This is a genomic window from Chryseobacterium pyrolae, assembly GCF_025153485.1.
Taxonomy (GTDB): domain Bacteria; phylum Bacteroidota; class Bacteroidia; order Flavobacteriales; family Weeksellaceae; genus Chryseobacterium; species Chryseobacterium antibioticum.
The window spans coordinates 547,880-571,356 of record NZ_JANZQH010000002.1 but is presented as its reverse complement, the minus strand read 5'-3'; the positions used below and the strand labels follow the sequence as shown (position 1 = coordinate 571,356).

At 36.7% G+C, this 23,477-nt stretch carries 19 protein-coding genes; 10 read left to right on the top strand and 9 right to left on the bottom strand.

Going from position 1 to position 23,477, the window contains the following annotated elements:
- Positions 1-88: 88 nt before the first annotated feature.
- The 4 genes from dapA (at position 89) to NZD88_RS05920 (ending at position 2,922) form a co-directional block, all read left to right on the top strand.
- Positions 89-961, top strand: a complete 873-nt coding sequence (gene dapA / locus NZD88_RS05935; RefSeq protein ID WP_259828165.1) for a 4-hydroxy-tetrahydrodipicolinate synthase — start codon at positions 89-91, stop codon at positions 959-961.
- A gap of 142 nt (positions 962-1,103) precedes the next feature.
- Positions 1,104-1,607, top strand: a complete 504-nt coding sequence (locus tag NZD88_RS05930) for a GNAT family N-acetyltransferase (RefSeq protein ID WP_259828164.1) — start codon at positions 1,104-1,106, stop codon at positions 1,605-1,607.
- 294 nt (positions 1,608-1,901) lie between these two features.
- Entirely contained in the window at positions 1,902-2,483 is a 582-nt protein-coding gene (locus NZD88_RS05925; RefSeq protein ID WP_259828163.1) for a helix-turn-helix domain-containing protein, read from the top strand.
- Positions 2,476-2,922 carry a response regulator gene (locus tag NZD88_RS05920; protein WP_259828162.1) on the top strand — a complete coding sequence of 149 codons (447 nt, stop codon included), beginning with the start codon at positions 2,476-2,478 and terminating at the stop codon, positions 2,920-2,922. The genes NZD88_RS05925 and NZD88_RS05920 overlap by 8 nt, the downstream gene beginning before the upstream one ends.
- A 603-nt stretch (positions 2,923-3,525) precedes the next feature.
- Here NZD88_RS05920 and recG read toward each other — a convergent pair.
- The 8 genes from recG to NZD88_RS05880 all read right to left on the bottom strand — a co-directional run bounded on the left by recG (position 3,526) and on the right by NZD88_RS05880 (position 15,518).
- On the bottom strand, positions 3,526-5,610 hold the full coding sequence (gene recG, locus NZD88_RS05915) for an ATP-dependent DNA helicase RecG (RefSeq protein ID WP_259828380.1): 2,085 nt from the start codon (positions 5,608-5,610) through the stop codon (positions 3,526-3,528).
- 107 nt (positions 5,611-5,717) lie between these two features.
- Positions 5,718-6,341 (bottom strand): hypothetical protein, encoded by a 624-nt coding sequence (locus tag NZD88_RS05910; RefSeq protein ID WP_259828161.1) that lies wholly within the window; start codon positions 6,339-6,341, stop codon positions 5,718-5,720.
- A 200-nt stretch (positions 6,342-6,541) separates the two neighbouring features.
- A complete protein-coding gene (locus NZD88_RS05905; RefSeq protein ID WP_259828160.1) occupies positions 6,542-7,075 on the bottom strand; it encodes a thioredoxin family protein in 534 nt (177 codons plus the stop codon).
- Between the two features lie 41 nt (positions 7,076-7,116).
- On the bottom strand, positions 7,117-8,628 hold the full coding sequence (locus NZD88_RS05900; protein ID WP_259828159.1) for a peptide MFS transporter: 1,512 nt from the start codon (positions 8,626-8,628) through the stop codon (positions 7,117-7,119).
- A 21-nt stretch (positions 8,629-8,649) separates the two neighbouring features.
- Complete coding sequence (locus tag NZD88_RS05895) at positions 8,650-9,645, bottom strand: PDDEXK nuclease domain-containing protein (RefSeq protein WP_259828158.1); 996 nt, start codon at positions 9,643-9,645, stop codon at positions 8,650-8,652.
- 58 nt (positions 9,646-9,703) lie between these two features.
- Positions 9,704-11,458 carry a peptide MFS transporter gene (locus NZD88_RS05890; RefSeq protein WP_259828157.1) on the bottom strand — a complete coding sequence of 585 codons (1,755 nt, stop codon included), beginning with the start codon at positions 11,456-11,458 and terminating at the stop codon, positions 9,704-9,706.
- Positions 11,459-11,590: 132 nt separating this feature from the next.
- Positions 11,591-13,246 carry a peptide MFS transporter gene (locus tag NZD88_RS05885; RefSeq protein ID WP_259828155.1) on the bottom strand — a complete coding sequence of 552 codons (1,656 nt, stop codon included), beginning with the start codon at positions 13,244-13,246 and terminating at the stop codon, positions 11,591-11,593.
- 142 nt (positions 13,247-13,388) lie between these two features.
- Positions 13,389-15,518, bottom strand: a complete 2,130-nt coding sequence (locus tag NZD88_RS05880; protein WP_259828154.1) for a S9 family peptidase — start codon at positions 15,516-15,518, stop codon at positions 13,389-13,391.
- 120 nt (positions 15,519-15,638) lie between these two features.
- Between NZD88_RS05880 and NZD88_RS05875 the strand changes: the two genes are divergently transcribed.
- Both NZD88_RS05875 and NZD88_RS05870 read left to right on the top strand, forming a co-directional pair.
- Positions 15,639-16,112: a hypothetical protein gene (locus tag NZD88_RS05875; RefSeq protein ID WP_259828153.1), complete on the top strand. Its 474-nt coding sequence runs from the start codon at positions 15,639-15,641 to the stop codon at positions 16,110-16,112.
- A gap of 11 nt (positions 16,113-16,123) precedes the next feature.
- Positions 16,124-16,306: a DUF6496 domain-containing protein gene (locus NZD88_RS05870; protein WP_259828152.1), complete on the top strand. Its 183-nt coding sequence runs from the start codon at positions 16,124-16,126 to the stop codon at positions 16,304-16,306.
- A 62-nt stretch (positions 16,307-16,368) separates the two neighbouring features.
- Here the strand turns inward: NZD88_RS05870 and glgP are convergent, their stop codons facing one another.
- Positions 16,369-18,024 (bottom strand): alpha-glucan family phosphorylase, encoded by a 1,656-nt coding sequence (glgP, locus tag NZD88_RS05865; RefSeq protein ID WP_259828151.1) that lies wholly within the window; start codon positions 18,022-18,024, stop codon positions 16,369-16,371.
- Between the two features lie 202 nt (positions 18,025-18,226).
- Between glgP and NZD88_RS05860 the strand changes: the two genes are divergently transcribed.
- The 4 genes from NZD88_RS05860 (at position 18,227) to mtaB (ending at position 23,446) form a co-directional block, all read left to right on the top strand.
- Positions 18,227-19,024 carry a hypothetical protein gene (locus NZD88_RS05860; RefSeq protein ID WP_169236098.1) on the top strand — a complete coding sequence of 266 codons (798 nt, stop codon included), beginning with the start codon at positions 18,227-18,229 and terminating at the stop codon, positions 19,022-19,024.
- 171 nt (positions 19,025-19,195) lie between these two features.
- Positions 19,196-21,304 (top strand): T9SS type B sorting domain-containing protein, encoded by a 2,109-nt coding sequence (locus NZD88_RS05855; RefSeq protein ID WP_259828150.1) that lies wholly within the window; start codon positions 19,196-19,198, stop codon positions 21,302-21,304.
- Positions 21,305-21,441: 137 nt separating this feature from the next.
- Complete coding sequence (locus NZD88_RS05850; protein ID WP_259828149.1) at positions 21,442-22,029, top strand: DUF1572 family protein; 588 nt, start codon at positions 21,442-21,444, stop codon at positions 22,027-22,029.
- A gap of 70 nt (positions 22,030-22,099) precedes the next feature.
- On the top strand, positions 22,100-23,446 hold the full coding sequence (mtaB, locus tag NZD88_RS05845) for a tRNA (N(6)-L-threonylcarbamoyladenosine(37)-C(2))-methylthiotransferase MtaB (protein ID WP_259828147.1): 1,347 nt from the start codon (positions 22,100-22,102) through the stop codon (positions 23,444-23,446).
- The last annotated feature ends 31 nt before the right edge of the window (positions 23,447-23,477 follow it).

Genomic DNA, 23,477 nt, shown 5'->3' with positions numbered 1-23,477 from the left:
AAATATAATTATATGTATAATAAAACATTATTATTTATTATAAATTCTTACGGTAAATTATTAAATTTGACAAAAATAATTCTAACAGATGAGCATTTTAAAAGGAGTAGGTGTTGCGTTGGTAACGCCCTTTAATGAAGATTTATCCGTTGATTTCGAGAGTTTAACAAAACTTGTTGAGTATAATATCGAAAACGGAACCAATTATTTAGTTGTTTTGGGAACTACAGCAGAAGCTGCAACGCTTTCTGATGAGGAGAAGAAACAGGTGATTGAGCATATCATTAAGGTTAATAATAAACGTCTTCCTTTGGTTTTAGGAATTGGCGGAAACCATACTCTTGAAGTCAAGAAACAGATAGAAGAAGCAGATCTTTCAGCATTTGATGCGGTACTTTCTGTATCTCCATACTATAACAAACCTAATCAGGAAGGGCTTTATCAGCATTATAAAATGTTGGCTTCCACGGGTAAGAATATTATTATTTACAATGTTCCGTCAAGAACAGGACAGAATGTTGAAGCCGATACTACGATCCGTTTGGCAAATGAATTCCCGAATTTATTTATGATCAAAGAAGCGGCACCGAATATTCTTCAGTATTTCGATATTTTAAGAAAGAAGCCTGAAGGCTTTTCAGTGGTTTCAGGAGATGATGAATACACACTGCCTGTAACTTTAGCTGGCGGAAATGGTGTAATTTCTGTAATCGGGCAGGGGTATCCAAAAGAATTTTCTACAATGGTTCAGTTGGCTTTTGAAGGAAAGGTAAAAGAGGCCTATGAAATTCACAATAAGTTAGTTGAAATCACAAGATTGATTTTTGCTGAAGGAAATCCTTGTGGAATTAAGGTGATTTTAACAGAAAAAGGAATCATCAAAAATTATTTGAGACTTCCTTTAGTTACTGCTTCAGAAGGTCTTTATGCTAAGATCAAAGCAGAAATTGCGAAAATTTAAAAAACAGTCAATTGTGAACTTTGCTTCGCAAGTGAATTGTCAATTTTAAAATTAACCGTTGACCATTCACCATTCACCATTGACATCAAAAATACCAAAGGTGAAAAGTTCCGGCTTTTCACTTTTTTTAATCATAAAAATTATGAAATTAATAGAAGCAACAGAAAAAGACATTCCCCTTATTCAGGATCTGGCGAGAAGATCCTGGGAAAATGCTTACGCAGATATTCTTTCCGGTGAGCAGATGGAGTATATGCTTTCAGAGATGTATTCCGCCGCCGAAATCGGGAGCCATTTTCAGCATAAGGATTATCACTATTATTTGATTCAGGATGAAAATACCGGGTCTTATGAGGGTTTTATAGGATATCAGCATCATTATGAAGAGGGAACAACGAAACTCCACAGGATTTATTTAGTTCCTGAAAGTAAAGGAAAAGGTTTTGGAAAAGGGGCTTTACAGTTCCTGAATGGGAAAGTATCTGAAAATGGAGACGGAAGAATTATCTTAAACGTCAATAAATACAATGCAGCCCGAAACTTCTACGAATCCCAGGGATACAGGATTTACGATGAAGGTACTTTTGATATTGGACGTGGTTTTGTCATGGATGATTACCTTATGGAATTCTTAATTCACAAATAATTGACTTAAAATTGTGTAACATTTAATTTTAATTCTATAACATGTGACGTTTCTTTTTGGTTCATCTTTGTATCAGAACCAAATCACTTTCAATAATACATTCATATGCTTGGTTTTGAGCTTTTGCAGCTTTTTATCAGTATATTTTTTTCATCCTTAGTGTTTAAATTCCTGTATTCAATATGCAGGAGTTTTTTGTTTTTATACATTATGTTAAAAATTTTAATTGCTATTTCACTTTTAAATGAAATAAATTATTATATTTACTTCGAAATTTGACACACTTATATAAGGATGAAAATGTATGTAAAATTTGATTTCAATGCTCTCTGTAAGAAAGTGTTGGATGAAAAGCTAAAAGAGCATGGGCTGAAATACCGTCTGCTGAACTTTGGCGAAGTGGAATTCTATGAACCCATTACGCAGGAGCAGCACAATCTTTTTAAGAAGAATCTTGAAGATTACGGTATAGAGATTATTGAAAGCCAAAAGACGGCTTTAATACAGAAAATAAAAGATGCCATCGTAGAACTCGTTTTTTCTGAAAATGCTGTTCCCGTAAAAGCATCTATTTATATTGCTGAAAAACTAAACCATAGTTATGGGTATCTTTCCAATCTTTTTTCGGAGGTAGCATATACTTCGATAGAAAATTTTATTATCCAGCAGAAAATTGAGTACGCCAAGGAACTGATCTTAAATAATAAGCAGAGCCTGACAGAAATTGCCCATAAACTGAACTATTCCAGTGTGGCACATTTGAGTACCCAGTTCAAAAATACGACAGGGATCACACCTTCCCAATTTCATAAGATCATTATAAAGAGGAGAAAGATTCAAACGTTGGCAGTAAATTCCAAAACGTTGTATGAATAAAGAGTATTTGAATGTAATAGCAGTAGATAATGACGAGGGCAATATACTATTTTTTAAAAATATTTTCAAGGATTTAAAGATAGGAGTGAAGTCTCAGTGTTTCCCGGATGGTGGTAATCTTATGCAATATCTTACCAGCGACGGAGCGATCATTCCGGAAGTTGTTTTCATCAAATATGATATTCCCGGAAAAAACTGCATGGAATGTCTGGGTGAGATAAAAGCAGATCCAAGGCTCAGCAATATAATAATTGTGGTATACATGGATCAGATTTCGGAAAACGAAATAGAAGATATATTTGTTAATGGAGCTAATATTTTTATGAGAAAGCCGGACAGTTATGAAGGCTTAAAAAAATCACTTACAGAAATTATTACGATAAGCTGGCAGTATCATACTTCAGGACTCAATAAAGATAATTTTATTATGAAAGTATGATGAATAAAGACTTTTTTAGTTTTTATTCTTGAAACTAAAAATTATATTTAATGCATACTATTCACAGAAAGGTGAAAATTGTATAACTAATAATTAAAATGATATAAGAGAGAATTCGCGTAATATCATCAATTTTGTAAATGTAAACATTGCAACACAAATTAGCCATATAAAAAGCAATGGATGATAGAGAATAGATTATTTCATTTAGAAATCAAGATATAAGTCACAATGTTAGTTTTAACAAAATGAATTATGTTTATTTCCAGCTATAAAGCATAGAAGATCTTTAAACAAAACGGTACAATCATGAAAACTTAAAAAAGTTGAAGGGTATTTATTCGTTTCATTCCCACTTCCTTCAACTTGAAACAGTTAGTTTTTATAATAAGCAAGTTGGAAAAATAATTCATTTTGTTTTTTTTAATTTATTCTAGTAGTCAGGACTGAAGATTCAAATAGTATATAAATATTTTCACACCAAATCACAAGATATTAAGTTCTGACTACTAGAATAAATTTTTTTAAACAGACCAAAAGTAATTTCTTCTAAATAACAGTTTTATAAGGGGGCCGCGGAAAGATTTTCTTTTCGCGGTTTTTTTATGAAATTTTACTCCACTTATTCTTTCCTTTGTAGTATCTCAGGTAGTAGTTTTTGATGATCAGATTGTCCGGATTGGCCAGAAGAGGATCTGTTTCCAGTATTTTATCAACTGTGTTTTTTGTCGTTTTAATAATGGCGGAATCATTGACAAGATCCAGTCTTTTAAAATCTACAACTCCGCTTTGCTGCGTTCCCAAAATATCTCCCGGGCCTCTGAGCTGCATATCCACCTCCGAAATTTTAAAACCGTCGTTGGTCTCTGTCATCGTCTTGATACGGGTTCTGCTTTCCTTCGACAACTTATCGGAAGTCATAAGGATACAGTAGCTCTGCTCGGCGCCTCTTCCCACACGTCCCCGCAGCTGATGAAGCTGCGAAAGTCCGAATCTTTCCGAACTTTCAATCACCATGACAGAAGCATTCGGTACGTTGACACCCACTTCGATCACAGTAGTTGCCACCATAATTTCTGCTTTCCCCGAGGCAAAATAATTCATAGCTGCATCTTTTTCTGCAGGTTTCATTTTCCCGTGAAGCATCGTGGTATTGTAGTCGGAGAAGGCATCCATAACATGATCCAGACCTTCCATCAGGTTTTTATAGTCCAACGTTTCAGATTCTTCAATCAGTGGATACACAAAATAAACCTGTCTTCCTTTTTTGATCTCGTCCCTGCAGAAATTATACACATATGTCCTGTCTTTTTCACGTCTGTGGGCGGTGATGATCGGCTTTCTTCCTACCGGCATTTCATCAATCACAGAAACGTCAAGATCAGAATAAAAGCTCATGGCCAGTGTCCTTGGAATAGGTGTTGCTGTCATCACCAGAATATGCGGTGGGATTTTATTTTTAGCCCATAATTTGGCTCTCTGTGCCACACCAAATCTGTGTTGCTCATCAATGATAGCCAGCCCAAGGTTTTTAAACTTCACCTTATCTTCAAGAACAGCGTGTGTTCCTACCAATATAGATAACGTTCCGTTTTCAAGTTCTTCATGGATTACTTTTCTTTCCGAAGTTTTCGTGGAACCGGTCAGAAGGCGTACATTAATATCTGTGGCCTCTAAAAGCTCTTTAATGCCATTATAGTGCTGCTGCGCCAGAATTTCAGTCGGAGCCATCATACAGCTCTGAAAACCGTTATCCATAGCAATCAGCATGGTAAGCAAAGCCACCATTGTTTTTCCGGATCCTACATCGCCCTGCAGAAGTCTGTTCATCTGAACCGGCCTTTTCATATCCAGACGGATTTCCTTTAAAACCCGTTTCTGTGCACTGGTAAGATCAAAAGGAATATGATGATTATAAAAATTATTAAAATGATCACCCACAATAGGAAATGGATTTCCGGGGGAATGGCTTTTATGATGAAGCTTTTTAAGGGCATATCCCAGCTGAAAAAAGAAAGATTCTTCAAACTTCAGCCTGTTATCCGCCTTTTCATAGTGCTCCATGTCCTTTGGAAAATGGATATTTAAAAAGGTGTGTTGTCTTGATAAAAACTTAAAAGCCTTGGTTAAATAATCGGGAAAATTTTCCTCCACGAGATTGGGAATCTCTTTGCAGATGTTCCTTAAAACAACCTGGAAAAACCTTTGATTCAATCCTCTTTTGGTTAGCTTTTCAGAGCTTGGATAGATAGGTTTCAAACGGTTTTCACCTTCTTTTTTTTCCTCAATTTCTATTTCAGGATGAGGCATAGAAAACTGACGATTAAAAACACTGATTTTCCCGAAAATATAAACTTCCCGGTTAATCGGGAGCTGTTCTTTCAGCCATTTTGAATACTGGAACCATACCAGATCCATGGTTCCGGTATCATCATTGAATTTGGCCGAAAGCCTTTTCGTCTTTCCGGTCTGAACCTCCTGTACCTGAGTGATTCTTCCTTTAAGCTGTATTTCAATACTGCTTTCCTCAAGCTGGGAAATTTTAAAAACTTTACTCTTGTCCAGATAGCGGAGAGGGTAGAAGTTCAGAAGATCATCTACGGTTGAAAGACCCAACACACTCTTGATGAGTTTAGCTCTGTCAGGACCAATTCCTTTGACGTATTCTATGGATGTGCTAAGTTCCAGATGATAATTTTACAAATGCGAATATCGTTAAAACTTAGTATAAATAAAAACCTCTTAAAAAAAATTAAGAGGTTTTTTGTTGGAATAATGGCTTTTTCACAAGAATATTATTCCAGGAAAGCAGCGATTTTTATTTTGATAGCCATACATAATTCCTTTTCTAAAATATATTTGTTGACTTTGAAATTGCATCCTACGGTAGATGTATTTCCGTTTGCAGGCGATCCGCCGGGATTAAATCCACCGCAATTACAGGCTGTAAGTTCATTTTGGGGACCATATTTTACAATGGAGCAGTCATTGGGACAGCCTATAATATTAACACAGGTAACAACATGGCCGGGACCGGGAACGAAAAAGTAATCAGGAGAGGTTCCAGTATTGCCTAACGGAAGAAATATAGTGGCTCTTTCCATAGAATTGTTGCCTGCTACAATCCCTAAATAGTAAGTATCTATATTGGATTTTACAATTTTAATATCTTCTACCATAATATTTGGATTGAATCCATTTACAGCTTCCTGCACTGCCGTTTGAAGCGCCTTTTTGGGTATTGAAAATGCCATATTACCTTCCATATATTTTGCAATAGGAATGTCTGTAAGTTCATTTTTTGATAGTTTCATAGCATTTGATCTACTAACAGCAGAAACGGTCTCTACTTTTTGTGCGATTGAAAATTGATACATAAAAATAAACAGAATCAATTTCAGGATGTTTGAATTTTTCATGATGTCTTTGTTTTTTAGTTAAGTGAATATTATTTGGAGTATTTTAACTCTTAACAAAGATTAGAATTTGTCCACACATGAGTTAGAGGGTTTATATTGAATTTGCAGGGTGAAAACACTGTATTTAGAAGGGAAGTAAAAAAGGCTTTCAGATTATTCTGAAAGCCTTTTATTTTTAAGAAACCTGTGAGGTTTAAAGTTTAATCTTTTATTTTAGATTTGAATTTCTTCTGATAATCTTCCCATTGTTCTCTGGAACGGATCTTTTTGAAGAGATCTTTTGATATGAATTCTAAATAAGGTTCAAGTTCTTTTGCTGATAATTCTCCCTGAAGAATGGTGATAGGACCACCTTTCTCATCCAGAAACACGGTACTTGGAACAGCTCCTACGTTCATATATTGAGTAAATTCATGCAAAGAATTTTTGCCTTTTTTTTGTTCAGTATTATCATTAGAAAATGTTCTTCCAAAAACATCAATAGATTGTTTTTCTTCAGCATTAAACTTAACAGGATAGTAATTTTCATTTAAGATCTGGGCAATCACAGCGTGACCGTATGTTTTTTTATCCATGATTTTGCATGGGGCGCACCAGTCTGCATAAAAATCGATCAGGATTTTTTTTGGATTTTCCTTTTGAGCTTTTAAGGCTTCTTCAATAGTCATCCATTTGACCTGGGCGAAACTGAAATTTACTAAAAGTAAAAGTATTATGCTTATAATTTTCTTCATAATTTGTTATTTACGTAAAAATAAGCATAATCTCGCTTACTTTATTTTACATCTTGCATTAATTTTTTCACAAACGGAGATATCAAAATTAATACCACACCGGCAATTACCGCGTATAATCCCAATTGTTTATATCCATCAGTATAAGTGATTAAAACATCATAGTTGGTAGAACCTTTTTTTGCCGTGGCAAGTCCCGCTCCGATAATTCCGGCCACATACTGTCCGTAAGCCGAGGCCAGGAACCACATTCCCATCATCATTCCCTGAAGATTCTTGGTGGAAAGTTTCGTCATAATCGATAGCCCGATCGGTGACAGACACAATTCTCCAAGCGTGATGATCAATAATGCCAGCGTGAAAAAGTTCAGAGATGTAATTCCCTGAAGGTCTGCAAAAAGTCTGGTTGCAAATAAGACATAATATCCAATACCCAGGAAGATAAATCCTAAACCGAATTTAACGATGGTATTTGGCTCAATTTTTCTTTTGTTCAGCCAGATCCATAGAAGCCCGATAATTGGGGCAAGGAAAATAATGAAAAATGCACCTCCGGAGTTATTCACCCCGTTCGGATCTAATCCAAGAAGGTCTTTATTAAGGTTTTTAGCCGCGAAAATACTTAAAGAGCCCCCGCTCTGTTCGTAAATCCCCCAGAACACAATAGAGAAAATGATAAAAACTAAAGCAGCCCAAAGTTTTTTACGTTCTGATGCGGTTACTTTTGACATTTCATAGAACAGATAAATCAGTGTTAATGGCCCGATGGTCCACATAAAATAGTCTGTGTATTCTGTTTTGGCTACCATTTTCATGATAATTGGAACGAAAATAAGAGATAAAACATATACTCCGTATTCTTTCCATTTTGGAATCGGTGCAGCTTTTACTTCCGCCAAAGGATGTCCCGGCTGAAGACCGATAGTTCCCATTCTTTTCTGTGTAAAAATGAAATTGATAAGACTTATTACCATAACCACAGAAGCCAGACCAAAGGCTACATTCCATCTCATGGCTTCTGAAATAACACCACCTAAAATTTCTCCTTTACCGATCGCAATACATAGATACCCACCCAGTAAAGCACCCAGATTGATCCCTGCGTAGAAAAGAGAAAAGCCCGCATCTGCTCTTGAGTCGTTTGGTTTATAAAGTTGCCCTACCATAGATGAGATATTAGGTTTAAAGAAACCTGTTCCCACTACGGTAAATGCTATTCCTAAGAAAAAGAATTTGTGAGGATCGGCTGCCAGGATTAAACTTCCCACAATCATCAGAAGTCCGCCCCAAAAGAGTGATTTTCTAAATCCAAGGATTTTATCGGCAAAAAGACCGCCGACAAATGTAAAGGCATATACGAATGCTTGGGTAGCGCCATATTGAAGATTAGCTTCTTTTTCATGGAAATTCAGCTGTGAGATCATGAAGAAAACCAGCATTCCGCGCATTCCGTAGAAACAGAAACGTTCCCACATTTCAGAGAAAAACAGGCTCCAGATCTGTCTGGGATATTTTCCTTTGAAATTTTGTATTTCATCTAGAGTTAAGCTCATAATTGTATATGATTGATTTTATTAGGGTTGTTTATTGTTGTTTTGGTCCAGTTCAAAACGGATTCTGTCCTGATCAATGATTTCTTTTAATTCTTCTTCTTTTGGAAGGTAAAGGAGGTACTTGCTGGCAAAGAGATTGTTTTTGTCATTCAGAACGGAATACTTTACAATGGTCTCATCTTTTTCGGAACAGAGTAAAATTCCTATCGTTGGATTATCTCCTTCTCCGCGTTTCAGATCATCATACATCCGTACATACATATCGATCTGCCCGATGTCCTGATGGGAGAGTTCTCCTGTTTTAAGGTCTATAATGACAAAGCACTTTAGGATATAATTGTAAAAAACCAGGTCAATATAAAAATCTGAAGTATCCGTGGAAATATGCTGCTGTCTTGCCACAAAAGCAAATCCTTTTCCGAATTCCAGAAGAAACTTTTGAATATGGTCGATGATGGCTGTCTCAATTTCTTTTTCAGAAAATTTTTGATCCGGTGTTAAGCCTAAAAACTCAAAAATGTAAGGATCTTTTAAGATGCTGTGAATGTTTTCTGCCGGAGATTTTTTGTGTTCCAACACTCTTTCGTAAGCAAGTGAATTGATCTGCCTTTTCAAGTCTCTGTAATTCCAGTTATTCTGGACGGCTTCATTGATGTAATAGTTCATTTTATCAATGTGATCAAGTCTTATCAGTAATCTGTAATGGGTCCAGCTCAATTCGTGACGCAATGCGTCGCAAATTGGAAATGCCTGATAAAAAGACCGCATATTTCTTAAATTACTTTCATCAAAACCTTTTCCAAATTCCAGAGAAAGTTTTTTAGAAAGATTTTTTAATGTTTGCTTTCCGTATTCAGCGCGTTCTTTTCCCTGTTGTTCATCTTCTACGATCAGTTGTCCGATCTGCCAGTAAGTAAGCAGTAAAGTAGAATTCGCTATCCGAAACACTTTTTCGCGCGACTGCCTAATAATTTCCTTTACGGATTGAAATAAAGAATCTTCGGAAATTTCCATCATACGAAAATAAAAAAAACCTCCGACTTAGCAGAGGTTTTATTGTATTTTATTGATGTGGTTATTTTACACCGTGCATCATTTTCTTTAAGATTGGAGAAAGTAACGCCAAAATTACAGCTGCGATACCACAAAGTACTACGAATACCATAAAGAATTCGAATAGGTTGTGGATCTCAAATCCTGCAAATGTAGGATTTTGCAATGGTAACTGAGCTTTCTCAAATGCTGCTGCCTGATCAGCAGTCAATGTTACTTTTTTATCTAAAACATCCTGAAGATTAACTCCTATTTCTTGTGCTTTAGTGAATTTATCACCTGTAGCTGGGATAAGAGCTCCCAATGAACCTGCTAAAGCATAACCTGCAGCATTGGAAATAAAGAAGACACCATATAATAAAGAGGCAAATCTCTTTGGTGCAAGCTTACCTACCAATGATAAACCGATTGGAGATAAACAAAGTTCACCACAAGTCTGGATGAAATAAAGAAGCATTAACCATTTGATGGCCAATAATCCTGAATTTCCAAGATCTTTTACGTTGTGTGCAATGATGAAATAAGAAAGAGCAATCAATGCTAATCCCATTGCCTGCTTGAAAGGAGACACGGGCTCTCTTCCTTTTGTTCTCAATTTATCCCATGTTAAACTGAATGGAACTGCTAATAAAACAACGAAAATACCGTTGAAGATCTGAACCATTGAAGGCGGCATATTCCACCCAAAAATATTTCTGTCTGTTTGATTATCTGCGATAAAGGTTAATGAAGATCCTGCCTGCTCGAAAGCTGCCCAGAAGAAAATAATAAAGAAGGATACGATGTAAATTACCCAGATTCTCTGTCTTTCAATCTTGTTTTCTGCAGAACTCATGATAAGGAAGGCTAAAGAAATACCAGCCGCATAGATGAAAGGATAGATAATTCCCTTGATCATTTGCCCCATTTCTACAGCTTTAAATCCAAATTCTCCTACCAGCAGGTATCTGAAGACAAAGAATAAAACGACAAATAAAAATCCGGTAATCCCTAAAGATGTTCCTGAGAACTTGGCTGTCTGAGTTTCACCTTCTTCAAAGTCTGCACTTGTATTGTTCTTTGGTAATCCACCGATAGGTCTTCCTTCCGGTGTTACCACATATTTATTTTTAAGGATAAAGAATGTTATCGTTCCAATTATCATTGCAATTGAAGCCGCTAAGAATCCCCATTTGAAAGCAAAAATATCTCTTACTCCGGTGGTTGCATCTTTCACATCTCCAACGTATGGGCAGATAAACTGTCCCAGGAATGCTCCGATGTTGATCCCCATATAGAAAATCGTAAAAGCTGAGTCTAATTTAGATTTCTCCTGCTTAGGATAAAGACTTCCCACCATTGAGGAAATGTTAGGCTTGAAAAATCCATTACCGAAAATGATAACGAATAAAGCCAGCCACATGATCATTTTAGAACTGCCCAGATCGGCAGAGAAAGTAGAGGCACTGATAAATAGTAGAAACTGGCCGATAGCCATTAAAGATCCACCGATTAAGATGGCATTTCTGTTTCCGATATATTTATCCGCAATAAATCCTCCTAAAAGAGGAGTTAAATAACATAAAGCTAAAAATCCACCGTAAATGATTGCCGCATCAGCTTCTTTTATTAATAAGGAATTTACCATAAAGAGCGTCAAAAGGGCTCTCATCCCATAAAAGTTGAAACGCTCCCACATTTCTGTTCCAAAAAGAACCCACAATCCCTTTGGATGCCTTGAATTCTTATTCTCTACAAATTCATCCGGTTTCGGACTTAATGCTTCAATATTATCCATTCTATTGTTAATTTTTGTTAAGACTGACAAATATAGTTTTTTTTGAGTTTTTGGCAAGGTTTTAATTTTATATTTAAATAAAAAAGCTGCAGAGTGATTCTGCAGCTTGATATTCTTTATGATAATTAAGGTTTAGTGCCCTTTTTCCTTCATGATCTTGTTTAATCTTTTTAACATAGATAGTCCTAAAAGGGTCGCAAATATTAACAAAGCGAAGTTGACCAGGAAGTAATTCATTTTGTTGTCGTAATTGTACCATGTACTTGCCAGAATTCCCGAAAGCTTGTTTCCAACCGAGTTGGCCAGGAAGAAACCTCCCATCATCAATGCTGTAATTCTCGCCGGTGAAAGCTTGGAAACAAAAGAAAGTCCCATTGGAGAAAGGCATAATTCCCCAACCGTAATTACGCCATAGCCGGCAACGAGCCACAACGGAGAAACTTTTACAGCACCGTTGTCCCCAGCCATAACAGCAAGAACCATGACCAGGCATGATAATCCGGAGATGAATAATCCCAATACAATTTTTGTAGGGGTTAACGGTTCTTTTCCTTTCCTTCTTAATAAAGCCCAGAATCCTACCACCAGCGGAGTAAGGGCGATTACCCAGAATGGATTGATAGACTGGAATAATTCTGTATTGTATAAATAGACTTTAGTTTCAGGATTTTTCTCTAAAACGGCACGTTGCTCAGGAGAAATATTTCTGAAGTAGATATCTTTTCCGGTTTCCTTAATGCTTTTCCCATCTTTGTCTTTTTGAGACTGGAACTGTTTATCATATACAGAAACTTCTTTGTCTTCGTAGCCCTTTCCTTCCACCATATAGATGTCTTCAAGAGGTTTTTCCAAAGAAGCAGGAACACTTCTGTCCGTATAATAATTAGCCCATCTTGTAAGAGCTGTACCGTTCTGTTTGAAAACGGCCCAGAAAAACATACTGATCAGAAATACTGAAAGTAAAGCTCCGATTGAAGGTTTCTCTTCCGGCTTAGCTTTAAAGTATAATGAAGCATAAAAATAAATTACAGGGACACACGCAAAAATAAAGGCATCTGTACTGTCACTTCCGAAAATGTTTCCGGGAATGAACCATCCTATAGCTCCAACTGCAATGGCAGGGACAAAAACCTTCATTAAAATTTCAGAAAGTTTGGTGTCTCCTTCTTCTACAGGTTTCATCTGTGCCGCATGGATATAGTGTTTTCTTCCGATGGTAAAGATAACAAGGCCAACCAACATTCCTACTCCCGCCGTGATGAACGCTTCACCCCATCCGAATTTATTACGCATGAAAGCGGCAATAATATTACAAATGAATGCCCCGATATTGATTCCCATATAGAAAATATTGTATCCGGAGTCTTTATTGGCTTTATAAGGTTCCTCAGAATAGAGGTTTCCTAAAAGTGTAGATATGGTAGGTTTAAAGAAACCATTTCCAATGATTATTAATGCTAAAGATCCGTAGAAAAGGGGAAGTTCTTTGAAAACGCCCATTCCTATATATCCGGCAGCCATTAAAATTCCACCCAGATAAATAGATTTAATATATCCTAAAACTCTGTCAGCCAAAAATCCTCCAAGGAATGGCGTTAAGTAGGTCAAAGCGATATATGTTCCGAAAATATCATCAGCTGTTTTGTCCGGAAGTCCAAGACCTCCTTTTAGTCCGGTGGGCTCAATGACATAAAGAACAAAGATTCCAAGAATCAGATAGTACCCAAAACGCTCCCACATTTCTGTGAAAAAGAGAAAGGGCAGGCCTTTAGGATGTTTAGTCTTCATATATTCAAATTTCAAATTTCCCAAAAATAAGTTTTTAATTTTAATTGATAAAATAAATAATACGCTCAAAAATGATTAATGAAATGAATATAAAAACCTCTCAAATCGAATTGAGAGGTTTTAAGAGTTTATTTAAAAAGGATTATAAATTATTCAAAATAAAATCCGTCATTTTCTGATACAGTTGTGGTCTTGTCTGCCCACCATAAATTCCGTGGTTTTTATCAGGATAAGCCATGAAATCAAACTGTTTTTTATTCTGGATCAATGCTTCAGAGAATTCCATAGAATTCTGGAAATGTACGTTGTCATCAGCTGTTCCGTGGATCAACAGGAATTTACCTTTTAATAGGTTTGCATATTCCGTTGGAGAGTTTTTATCATAGCCATCAGGGTTTTCCTGCGGTGTTCTCATGAATCTTTCCGTGTATACAGAATCATAATATCTCCAGTTGGTCACCGGGGCTACAGCAATTCCTGCTTTGAAAACGTCTGCACCTTTGGTCATTGCAAGACTGGTCATGTATCCACCGAAACTCCATCCGAACATTCCGATTCTTGTTTTGTCGATATAAGACTGGTTTCCGAACCATTTTGCAGCAGTGATCTGATCTTCAATCTCGTATTTACCTAAGTTCATATACGTCACTTTCTTGAACTTAGTACCTTTGTATCCCGTTCCACGACCATCTACACAGGCAACGATATAACCTTTCTGAACCAAATGATTAAACCACAAAGTATTTCCGGTGTCCCAAGAATTGGCAACCTGCTGCGATCCCGGTCCGGAGTATTGGAACATAAACAGCGGGTATTTCTTATTGGGGTCAAAATTCTTTGGTTTTATGATCCATGCATTCATCTGATCGCCTGCACCGTTTGGAATGGTAATAAATTCTTTATCTGAAAAGTTATCTGCTTTTAATTTCTGAAGCTGATCATTATTATTCTGAAGTTCTTTTACCGTTTTACCGTTTCCGTCCTTTAATACAAACGTATAAGGTTTTGAAGCAGTGGAAGACGTTTCGATGAAATAATTATAGTTTTTGCTGAAGTTGGCAGAATTGTTTCCTTCCGCATTAGAGATCAACTGAGATTTTCCGTTTTCGATATTCACCTTAGAAACCACTTTGTTGATGCTTCCTTTTTCAGTGGTTTGAACGTAAATTTCCTTAGATTTTGGATTAAATCCATAAAAGTCAGTTACTTCCCAATTTCCTTTTGTAATCTGCTTTTTAAGCTTTCCATCTTTGTCGTACCAATATAAATGACGGTTTCCGTCTCTTTCAGAAGCCCAAAGGAAAGAGTCGTCCTCAAGGAATTCAAGAGTCGGGCTATCCGTATCGATCCATTGATCATCCGTTTCTGTGAATAATTTCTGAATAGCTCCCGTTTTGGTATTGACTTTCAGAATATCAGAAGCATTCTGAATTCTTTCAGAAGTAACCAAAACAATTTCGTCCGGTTTTGCGGTCTGAATAATATTGGGAATATAATAGTTTTTGAATGAGCTTAAATTAAGCGGCATTGTTTTTCCGGAATCAAGACGGTACAATTGGGCAGAAACGATAGAGTTTTTTTCTCCCGCTTTAGGATATTTGTAACGCATTTCCGCAGGGTAAAGTTTTTTTCCGTAGATAGGAATGTAAATTTCCGGAACCTGGCTTTCATCAGATTTTACAAATACAACTGCATCAGAGTTTTTTGTCCACTCAAACTGTCTTGCATGCCCGAATTCCTCTTCATATACCCAATCCGAAAGTCCGTTGATAATGGCATTTTTCTTACCGTCATTCGTAATCTGAGTGATTTTTCCTGAGCTCAGATCCTGATAGAACAAATTATTTTCTGCGATAAATGCTACTTTGGTGGCATCAGGCGAGAATCGTGGTTCCTGAAGTGTTTTTCCATTATTTAAACTGATTGTTTTTCCTGATTTCAGATCTTTTACATCAAATTTCCCAAGGAAAGAATGTCTGTAGATCGGCTGGCTTTCTGTCAGGAGAAGAATTTTTGACTCATCATCGGAGAATTCATAGCTCTCAAATTTACCGTCTACAATATTTCCTTCTTTTTGTGAAGTTTTGTAAGAATACTTGGCAATTCCCGTTGGTTCTATAACCAAATAGTTCTCTCCGTTTTTCATGGATGCTATACCAGCAATGCCTTTGCCGCGGTAATATCCAGAATATATTTTATCTAAAGTGATTTCCTGTGCAGATACATTATGGAATGCCACAGCTACAGTAAGAGTTAAAAGTATTTTTTTCATTTCTAATTTTAATGGATCTCAAAGATAATAATTTTATTAAATGCATAAAAAAGCTTTTTTAATACGAGTTTTGGCAAAAAAATTGAATGTATTAGTATACAATCAAATTAAATAATAATTATGGAAACGAATGCATACAACCAGAAACTGAATCGCTATGTTTTAGCTGATCAGATTGTTTATACTGGATTTTCAAGTTTTAAGGATGCTGAAGAATGTGCAAGCAAAAAAGGCGGAACTTTGGTAGAAGTGAGTTTTAAAGACGGAAATGATAATCCGCAGATCACGGATGAAGCCGGACTTATTGAGAAAAAACTTCATTATTATGTGTATGCGGGAGATGAATATAAATTTATTCACTCATCGGATCCCGGATTTAGAAAATATGCTGATGAACTTCAGAAAATAAAAGCCAACAATGATAAAACAAGCCCGGACGAAAGGTATCTTGCCAATTTTGAAATCGAAAATATAGAAGACCCGATTATTGTGATCAAAAACGACCATTTTGAATCGGTAACTTCCAGAGAACGCTCAAAATATTTGAAGCATGCTGAAGTGTATGAATTAGGGGTATCCCTACCAAAATCTTAAAATTTTTTATCATGAGCAAGACCAAATATTCAGAAAAAGCTCAGGACAAAGTAGGAAAGGTCATGCACGAATTCAAGGAGGGGAAGCTGAAATCCTCTTCAGGAGAAAAAGTGACCAACAGAAAGCAAGCGATAGCCATCGGGATTTCCGAAGCCAAAGAAAAAGGCTTAAAAGTGCCGAAGAAGAAAAAATAATAGTTACCAAAAAAAATTCCGCGAAAAGCTTTCACGGAATTTTTTTTAGAGAAGTCTCTCATCTATTTATAGAGTACTTTATAGTATTCATCTGCCATTCTATCACTGTTGAAGTGTTCCTGGACATCATTCATCGCATTATATTGAATCTTTCTCCATTGATCCGGATGATCGTAATAGGTGGGAAGAATTTCGTTTTCTAGGATCTCATAGAGCTTATTCAGGTCATAAGTATCCTGTTCGTAGATACTCATATTCATATAATCTGCTTTTGGAACTACAAATGAATTTTCTCCTGGTTTAGCAAATTCAGGAATCCATCCGTCATCGGTAGAAAGATTGACAGAACCATTCATTGCTGCCGTCATTCCGGAGGTTCCCGATGCTTCCCGTGGTACCCTTGGATTGTTGAGCCATAAATCTGAACCCTGTTTCATCGACTTACTTAAAGCAAGTTCGTAACCTGTAAGAACTGCCATATTTTTATGATTCTTGCTTTCTTCAACCAGTGTGTTAAAAGTAGAAATTGCAGAATAGTCCATGGGATAAGGTTTCCCAGACCATATGATCTGTACCGGGTATTTTGGATTGTTCAGTAATCTGTAGAATCTTTCTTTATCATGCAGCAATAAGTCTGCACGTTTATAGCCTGCAAACCTTCTGGCCCAAACAATGGTGAAAATATTGGGATTGAACAGATTTCCTGTCTGATCGGAAACGATCGTGAAAAGTCTTTTCTTTAAATGTTTTTTGCGGAAATCGAAAACGGTTTCGTCATTTTCATCTTTGGCATTGTAAAGCGGTTTGTCTGCCCAGTATTTGAATTCCTGAGCATTTGTGATAGAAGTAATTTCACATATTCCCGGATATTTGCTCCACATCGCTCTGGAAACTACGCCATGCAGCTGGGAAACACCATTGGCCATTCTTGCCATTTTCAAAGCACATAAAGAATGATTGAAACGGTCGTCATCCGATCCTTCAATACTTTTTACGTCCTGCATACTGAATCCGGAAAAATAAGACATATCATAACATAGTTTCAGATTGTGTTTTTCATTTCCGGCTTCTTCGGGAGTATGGGTGGTGAAAACCAATTTTTCTTTTACCCTGTTCAGGTCTCCGTTGTATTTTTTCAGAAGGTAGAATGCTGCCGGAAGTCCGTGAGCTTCATTAAGATGGTAAACATCCCTTTCAGCGTTCATTTCATCCAGTAATTTGGCACCTCCTTTTCCTAAGAGAATATATTGAGCCAGCTTTGTAGATTCGTTGGCGTCATAGAGTTTATGGCAGATGGTTTTGGAAACATGATCGTTTTCAGGAACATCTGTTGAAAGGAAAAACATCGGTGCTGTATTGAAAATTTCAGGATCTAGGTACCAAACCTTGACCCATACCGGGGCACTATGGATTTCGATCTGGAATTTTATTCCGGTGTCTTCAAGAAAGCTGTACATTTTTTTTGTCCATACGGGCTGCAGGGTCTGGTCATGGTTTCTGGCCTGATCATAATAGCCAAATTTCCAAAGAATTCCGATCCCGATAAGATCCTGTTTCAAATTGTAAGCACTTCTCATATGAGATCCTGCCAGGAATCCCAAGCCTCCCGAATATATTTTTAAAACCTGTTCGATAGCAAATTCCATCGAAAAATAGGCGGCTTTTTTAGAATATTGTGGATTGATGCTGTAAGGTATTTTAAAATTTTTAAAATCCATAAATCGCAGTTTTATAGTTAAGGGGCTAAAGGTATTGATTATGAAAATAAACTTTACATTAATTATTTGATAAATTAATTTAAAAGTATCTTATGAATAGTTTTTTTACCTACCTTTAATAGGTAAATTTTTGAAAATCAAAAACTTCTAACGGTGAGAACCATTATGGCATGTGTTCTTTGGTCACATAAAAAAATCACCCATGAAAAAGACATTTTCTGATGAAGATTTAATAAAGAATCTAAGCCTCTACTATATGAACCGGCATTTGAAAAAAAAGCCGATGGAGAAGTATCACCGTAAAATAGACGAATCTCTGCTTCATGACCGCGAAAAATACAGAAAAAAGTCTGAGATTCTACTGCTTAATTCTTTCATGCATCATTTTCCAGATGTTAAATTTGAAGACCTTACCTGCGAAAGTCCGGACTTTATCGCCAAACTCAACGACAAAAAGATCGGAATAGAGCTAACCGAGGTAATTAATCATCTTGAAATGAAAAAGGTAGAAAGTACCTTGAATAAGATGTTCCGTCAGGCAGAAATACTATTAGAACAGGAAGACACCGCGAAATACCGTGGTGTTTATTTTTTAGAATTTCACCCATATATCAAGTTTGACAATATAGAAGAGCAGGAGGAAAATATCATCAGCATTTATAAAAGCATCAAAAAAAACAAAGCGGTAGGTTGTGTAAAAGGAATGAGGAAATCTTTTCACCGCAGGAATGTTTTTATTACTCATGAATATAGTATGAATCTTTTTGACGAGCTATGTTCCGAAAAGATCCTTGAACTCATCGATAAGAAAAATGAAAAGTTCCCCTATTATGATACTTCCGTAGATGAATGTTGGCTGGTCATTGTTTCTGATATGAATTCCATAGCTTCAAGATATACGTTTATTCAGGATAAAGAGCATCTTCAGGAAGTGAAAAGCCCGTTTCATAAGATTTTTCATCTTGAAAACCTCTGTGGGAATATTACAAGCATAAAATAGTTGCTATTTGTTAAGGTATATCGTAATTATTTTGCGTTTTTAATTAAAATAATTTGAGATTTTTAAAAATCCATTGTTTGTGATTAAAATATAGGTATATTTGATGTATGTGTTGTAAATCAACATATACCATGTGATTATCAAATCAGATTCACCAAAAACTATATATCTATGAAAAAACTTTTACTTCTTATTTTTTTCGGTATATCCCAGACTTTTTTTGCTCAGGCAGATTGTGCAACAGCCCTTGCAGTCTGTGGAAACTCAAATATTACTTACAGTCCCACTGGATACGGTGACATTCGTGAATTAGTCAATTCAGGAAGTTGCATCGATGCGACCGGCGAGCACAATTCGATTTGGTACAAAATTACAATTGCTACAGGAGGAACACTGACTTTTAATCTGGTTCCGAATAATGCAGATGCCGACTATGACTGGGCTATTTTTGGTCCTAATGTTACCTGTGGAAGTTTGGGAGCACCCATTCGTTGTAATGCGGCAACAGTTATTGGTGTTGGACCATCTACAGGATTGAATATGACAAGCACTATTACCAATGCACTTGGAGGTTCACTCACGCCTTATTGCAAGTATATGGATGTTCTGCCTGGTCAAACTTATTATTTATTTATTGACAACTGGGTGAGCAGTACCAGTACTACAACAGCTCCATTTTCTTTAACCTGGGGAGGAACTGCAACATTAGCGTCTCCGTTTACGGATCCTGCTACACAGCCTTATCCGTTTAATCCTCCGGGGGTTCCCGCTGCCAATCCGGCAGATCCCAGAGAAGTGATTATATGTGTTAATCCTGCTGTATTTGATTTTAGTACTTTATCTGCAGGAATTCTAAACGGAAATCCTAATTTTAGTGTAAGCTATCATACAAGTCAGAATGATGCATTAACAGGAAATAATGCCATTACTGTTCCTACAATTGTAAATACTACTTCCACGTATTACTACAGCATAGGGTATACAGACCCAGCCAATCCAAACAGTCCGCTCAATAAGTGTAAACAGATTGGAACCTTTAAGTTTAAGGATGGTAAAATCACTGCGAAAAATGCAACATTAACTCAATGCAACAACAATAATGCGGGAACTGCGGTATATGATCTGACAACTGCAGATGTGTTTGCAGATCCAACCGCGACCAAGAAATACTACAACACGCTTTCTGATCTTAATGCAGGAATCAATGAAATCACAAATCCATCAGCGTTTACTTCTGCTGAAGCAACGATCTATGTGAAAGTGACCTCTTCATTTGGGTGTACTTCTATAGCGCAGATTATGTTGAAATTTCACCCGGTTGTGGTGGTAAATGATACTACGTTACGAGCCTGTTCTATTGAGAGTAGTCCGTCTACCGCCTCTTTTAATCTTTCCGGAGCGATCGTAACTTCACAGAATGGCGTCGTAAAAAAATATTATCCTTCAGCAACAGATGCTGCGAATCAGACCAATGAAATTTTAACAACGGCAGCCTATATCGCTCCTAGTGGAGTGGTTTACGTAAGGGTTTCCAATGCACAAGGCTGTTTTAACATCGCTAAAATTACCTTAGTGGTAATTCCACCGGTTTATTCCAGTATCCTTAAAGATAAAACGATCTGTGTAGAAGATAAAACAACTCTGGATGCAGGACCTGGCTTCAACGGTTATGAATGGAGTACCGGAGCAACGACCCAGACCATTACGAATGTAGGCGTGGGTACCTATTGGGTAAAACTTAAAACAGGAGATTGTACCGTAGTACAGAATGTGAAAGTATATCCATCTGAGCAACCTGTTGTCTCTAATATCGAAATTTCAAACACTACCGTTACAGTATTTGTGATAGGAGGTACACCAGCTTACAAATATTCTATGGATAATGTAGTCTGGCAGGATTCCAATGTATTTAATAATGTCAAAAGAGGGGATGCTACTATATTTGTAAAAGATGCCTACGACTGTGATCCGATAGACATCAGCATAGTCGTTCCTAATCTTGTGAATGTAATCACACCAAACGGTGACGGTTACAATGATATTATCGATTATTCTGCATTAGCGAATAAGAAAAATTTAGTGATGAATATTTTCGACCGTTACGGAAATATGATCTTCCAGGTAGATAAATCTACTGGCTATAAGTGGGATGGAACAAGCAGAAATGGAGCAAAAGTACCTACCGGAAACTATTGGTATTCCGTAGGCTGGAATGAAAATGATAAAATGAGCACACCAATCAAGTATTCAGGTTGGATTGTGGTCAAAAACAGAGATTAAGCTTTTTAATAATAAACTATTTAGATAAAACCATTTCGAAAGAAGTGGTTTTATTTTTAATGTTAGTGAAGATAGCATATCGCAATTTATCTTTTATATACTGGAAAATTACTAACTTGATTTTTATTTTAAATATCATGAAAGACCTTTTTATAAAACGCTTTGGATACTATAAATCTCTCGGTGACAAATCATTCGGACAGCTTTCTGATGAACAGATTTTCTGGCAGTATAATGATGAAAGTAACTCAATTGCTATTCTTGTGAAACACATCGCCGGAAATATGCTGTCGAGATGGACCAATTTTCTAACGGAAGATGGTGAAAAGCCCTGGCGGAACCGTGACGATGAATTTGTGAGCACCTTTAAAACAAAACAGGAAGTTATTGAGTATTGGGAAACTGGCTGGAAATGTCTTTTCGAAGGATTGGATCAGATTAATGATGAAAATTTACATCATACAGTTTATTTAAGAGGCGAGGCGCATTCAGTTATTGATGCAGTATGTCGTCAGCTGGCCCATTATCCGTATCATATAGGACAGATCGTTTATATTGCGAAAATGGTGAAGAATGATGACTGGAAAACACTTTCTATTGAAAGAAATAAGTCTCAGGAATTTAATAATGAAATGAAACAGAGGTTTCCTAATGAAGATGCAGGTTCCAATTCATCGCCGGTATGCTTTCAAAACAGTCCTGAAGTAAGGGATGAATATAAATAATAGACTGAATCGATTTAGAATTCTTATTAAAATTACTATCTTTGCACCCAGAAAATTCAGGAGTAATAAAATGTCTACTTTTCACGGAACTGCCGCATTTCATACACTTGGCTGCAAATTAAATTTTGCGGAAACATCTACTATTGCCCGCCAATTGACAGATGCAGGTTATGATAAAGTAAGTTTTGATGATAAAGCAGATGTCTATGTAATCAATACCTGTTCAGTCACTGAAAACGCTGACCGTGAGTGTAAGCTCCACGTGAAGAGAGCCATGAAGGCCAACCCGGAAGGATTAGTCGTTATTGTGGGATGTTACGCACAGCTGAAACCTGAAGAAATTTCACAGATCGATGGGGTAGACCTTGTCCTGGGAGCCAAAGAAAAATTCAATATCTTAAGCTACCTGGATGACCTGGAAAAAACAGACCATGAAGGAATTGTTCATTCATGCGAAATTGAAAAAACCGATTTTTTTATCGGAAGCTATTCAATCGGTGACAGAACAAGAGCTTTCCTGAAAGTACAGGACGGATGCGACTATAAATGTACCTACTGTACCATTCCATTGGCAAGAGGGATTTCCCGTTCAGACACCATTGAAAACGTCCTTAGAAATGCCAAAGAAATTGCCGAAAGAGACATCAAAGAAATTGTTCTTACAGGGGTTAATATCGGTGATTATGGTAAAGGTGAATTCGGAAATAAAAGACATGAACATACGTTCTTGGATTTAATTTCAGAGCTTGATAAAGTAGAAGGCATTGAAAGAATACGTATTTCTTCCATTGAACCGAATCTTTTGAAAGACGAAAGTATTGATCTCGTTTCCAAAAGCAAAAGCTTTGTTCCCCATTTTCACATTCCGCTACAGTCGGGATGCGATGATCTGCTGAAAAAAATGAAGCGCCGTTACCTGACGAAGCTCTATAATGACAGAGTAAATAAAATCCGCGAGGTAATGCCCGATGCAGCTATCGGTGTAGATGTTATCGTAGGATTTCCCGGTGAAACAGAAGAAAAGTTCATGGAAACCTATAACTTCCTGAATGAGCTTCCGATCACTTATCTTCATGTATTTACCTATTCTGAAAGAGAAAATACGGAAGCTGCCGATATGGATGGAGTTGTTCCTATCCCGGAAAGAAAAAAACGTAATAAAATGTTGAGAATCCTTTCTGAAAAGAAAAAAATGGCATTTTATCAGACCCAGCTTGGGAAAACACTTCCAGTACTTTGGGAGCACGAAAATAAAGACGGCAAAATGTATGGCTTCACGGAGAACTATGTGAGAGTCCAGAAAGATTTTGATCCCGCATTCGTTAATCAGATTGAATTTCTAAATTTAGAAAAAATCCTGTCAGATGGCACGGTTTCTGTGCAGTCATCATTCGAAAGTTTTTTAGCAAAAGCGTAGTCTCTTTGCAAAATTTCTACTAAATTTATTT